This is a genomic window from Chloroflexota bacterium (assembly GCA_018829775.1).
Classification (GTDB): domain Bacteria; phylum Chloroflexota; class Dehalococcoidia; order Dehalococcoidales; family RBG-16-60-22; genus E44-bin89.
In genome coordinates this window covers 1-3,201 of record JAHJTL010000059.1, presented here as the reverse complement: position 1 = coordinate 3,201, position 3,201 = coordinate 1, and the positions used below count along the sequence as shown (strand labels likewise).

Below are 3,201 nucleotides of genomic sequence, written 5' to 3'. Positions count from 1 at the left end.
TTTCATCGCCATGGCCATACCCAGTATCGGCATCGGCATTATACTCCACATCGTACTGGGAAAACGCATGACAAACCAGAAAACAGTGGCCCGGGACACCAGTGTCTTAGCGGAAGCTCCACCTGCTCCCGGTTATATGCGCCGCTTGATAACCGTGATTGTATTAAGCTCCTTAACGATGGCAGTGGCAATGTCCATCGTGTCATTTCTCCCGCTTTTCCTGGTTGACACTTTTGGCACCAGCAAGGAAACAGCGGCGGCCTCTTTGTCCCTAGTGTTTGCCATGGCTTTCTGGGCGGGGCCACTCGCCGGTTACCTCTCGGACCGCCTCGGCCACCTAGCGATAATTATATCAACGTGCGTTATAACCAGCATTGTGATTTACCTTCTCAGCGTGGTTTCTTACGGATTCGGTACCATTGTCGTGCTGGTTTTAATCGGAACTGTCACGGCTTTCAGCACCATCGTGGCGCAGGCATACATCGTCGACCAGACTCCAGCCGAAAATCGCTCCACAGCGCTCGGCTTCTACTTCTTCGGCAGCATGGAAGGCACCGGAATACTGACACCAGTGCTGGGCTACCTGATCGACCATTTCGGCTTCCATACGAGCTTCACCGTCGGCAGCGCGGCCATCTTGGCCACACTTATCATATGTTCTTCAGTCCTGTGGCTGAGCCGGAGGTAACGGTGCTGAGGTTAGAAGCGCCACCCTCAAATCACAAAGGGTGCCAGCAACCAAGATTGAGTAAAAGGAACCTTATTTCAATCTTCCTGCCTTTTGGAGCTGGTCGGCAACATCTTCCATACCGAGTTCTACCAGACATCGGCGGGTTTGCCAACCGGTTTTCCTGTCCCAATCATGTAATTCATAGAACCTGTCCAGCATTTTGTCCCATTCTTCATTATCGCACTTATATCCTGCACGTGGACCAGATTTAATCGGTTCCTCCATATATCTCCTGGGGGGATAGTCGTCTTTTCGGTTAAAGTCGGTATGAATTGTATTGAATGCCTTCTCAAGATTAATTCCACGTCTTCCTATCAACATGAATTCTTCTTCTGTCAAATCTATACCCATTGCCGAGTTAACAAGCTCAGTATAATCCGATGGCTCAAGAGCAAACGCTCCGGTAAATGTGCCTAAGTAATTACAGATACCTGTTATGTCCTCTATTTCCTTGGCTCGTGACTCCCAAAAGACCAATTCTGGCACGTTTTCATACCTTTCCGCCGAATAGATTAAACCCTCCTTGGGACCGATTACTCCAGATTTAGACCCCGCACCTCGCAGGTGTCTACCGGCAACAGGTGAAGTTGATACGCCGAATCCCCACGCCTTACAGGCTCGGTAGGGGTCCATCGTATCCTGTCCTTTCATATGGAGGGCAAATTCTTCCGAACCCTTCCCTAATTTACGGGAAGCTTCCTTCACCCCGTCTGCCAGAAAATCGCCAATCCCCTCACGGTAGGCAAGTTTTTCTTCTATTTTTAGCCAAGCTTCCGCATTTCCCCATTCAAGCTCTAGGCCATCAGTATCTTCTTTGGTGAGCAAACCCCTCTGATAACATTCAAATGCCCAAGCTATAACGACAGAGGAATCATCTCCGTCCAGGCCTAGCTGGTTAGCACGAATATGATATCGGAGAGATGCTGCCGGGTCGTCTATATCTGACATCAGCGTCCACCAACAGGAATTTACCCAATATCCTCTCCCTTTGGTGCCTTTGTAGTCACCTTCCTCAATTTCAAGATACGGTACGCATCCGACAGGACAGGTAAAACCAGCCGTCATCTTTTTCATATATTTAGGAACACCTGTATCCTTACCAACGAGTCTTGTCCTTTTTTCTATCGACCAGTCTCCTAACTGCCCATTTCTAATCATGTCACAATGGGAAGTCCACAGCGGACTTTCGGGGTATAAACGCCCTACTACGTTTCCTGTCCGCTGTATCTGGGAGCGAGGGGAATCCTTAACCTTTTGCAGGGCAGTATTCACTGCATTAAAAAACCTTTCCGGTTCCGCTACTTTAATTGCCCCGTGCCCCCGTACGGCTATGGCTTTAAGTCTCTTACTTCCCATCACGCAGCCCACTCCAGACCCACCGGCAGCCTTACAGCAGTCAATAATTATGCACGAGCCTTTAACCAGATTCTCGCCTGCGGGACCTATTGATGCTATCTCTACTCTATCATCGCCCAACTCTCTTTGGAGAATTTCCTCTGTTTCAAAGGTTGTCTTACCCCATATGGAGCTGGCATCTCTTATCTCTGCTTCCCCATCGTGTATCCACAGGTAAACAGGACTCTCTGCTTTTCCCGTAATCACCACATGGTCAAAGCCGGCATATTTTAGCTCTGGCCCAAAATAACCCCCAGCATTGGCTGACCCTTTACCATTGTTAAATACATTTATGGTATCAATGGACACCCGGCAAGCACCTGGGGCTAAGGTACCTTCCAGACAACCGACACCGAAAATAAGCATATTCTCAGGGTCTGACCATTTGGTCTGAGGAGCCAGTTCATTCAACAGAATGAAATTATTGATAGCTCTGCCGCCAATATATCTTTTCGCATACTTCTCAGTATCCTCAGTTGTTATTTTCTTACTACCCAGGTCAACTCTCAATATTTTGCCGGCTAGACCGCCACTGATTCTGTCTATCCTCATTTGCCTTTCACCTCTCTCAATGCTCCGTAAATACAGTATCCCACACATAATGGTCGGGATTCCCCTTTACAGGAATCACAGCTTGAATCGATAGACCAATTAATGACGCCAGTTCGGTTATTCATTGAAACTCTTATACTGGATAATTCTGGGGAGAAAACCTTTTTATGGTGAAAAGAACACACTAATTCACAGGTTCTACAACCGTAGCATGCCTCGGTATCCCTTACTATCTTCAATACCTTTCCTCCTTTTTAAAAAGGTTTATCAATAAAATAGCACTGTAATATATTATATCAGGTGCGCACTAGAATTCTTATGACAATGTTGTGACTGCTTGCTGAATTGAACAAAACGTCAGATTGTGCAAGGGGGTAACAACTCAAGCGATTGTTACTTCGGTAAGATCTTCAATGCCTTCTCAACCATGAATCCCATCTTCCTCGAGATCTCGGTCTTTCAGCTGATTTCCAGAATCATCTCAATCTCAACGGGAATTTGATTTGGCAGCGCCTGCATTCCTA

At 47.2% G+C, this 3,201-nt stretch carries 2 protein-coding genes; one reads left to right on the top strand and one right to left on the bottom strand.

Going from position 1 to position 3,201, the window contains the following annotated elements:
- A partial coding sequence (locus KKD83_05745) for an MFS transporter (GenBank protein ID MBU2535649.1) occupies positions 1 to 688 on the top strand: 688 nt, incomplete at its 5' end.
- A 72-nt stretch (positions 689 to 760) separates the two neighbouring features.
- On the opposite strand, the gene KKD83_05740 is transcribed toward KKD83_05745, so the two are convergent.
- Positions 761 to 2,677: a hypothetical protein gene (locus KKD83_05740; GenBank protein MBU2535648.1), complete on the bottom strand. Its 1,917-nt coding sequence runs from the start codon at positions 2,675 to 2,677 to the stop codon at positions 761 to 763.
- Positions 2,678 to 3,201: the final 524 nt, after the last annotated feature.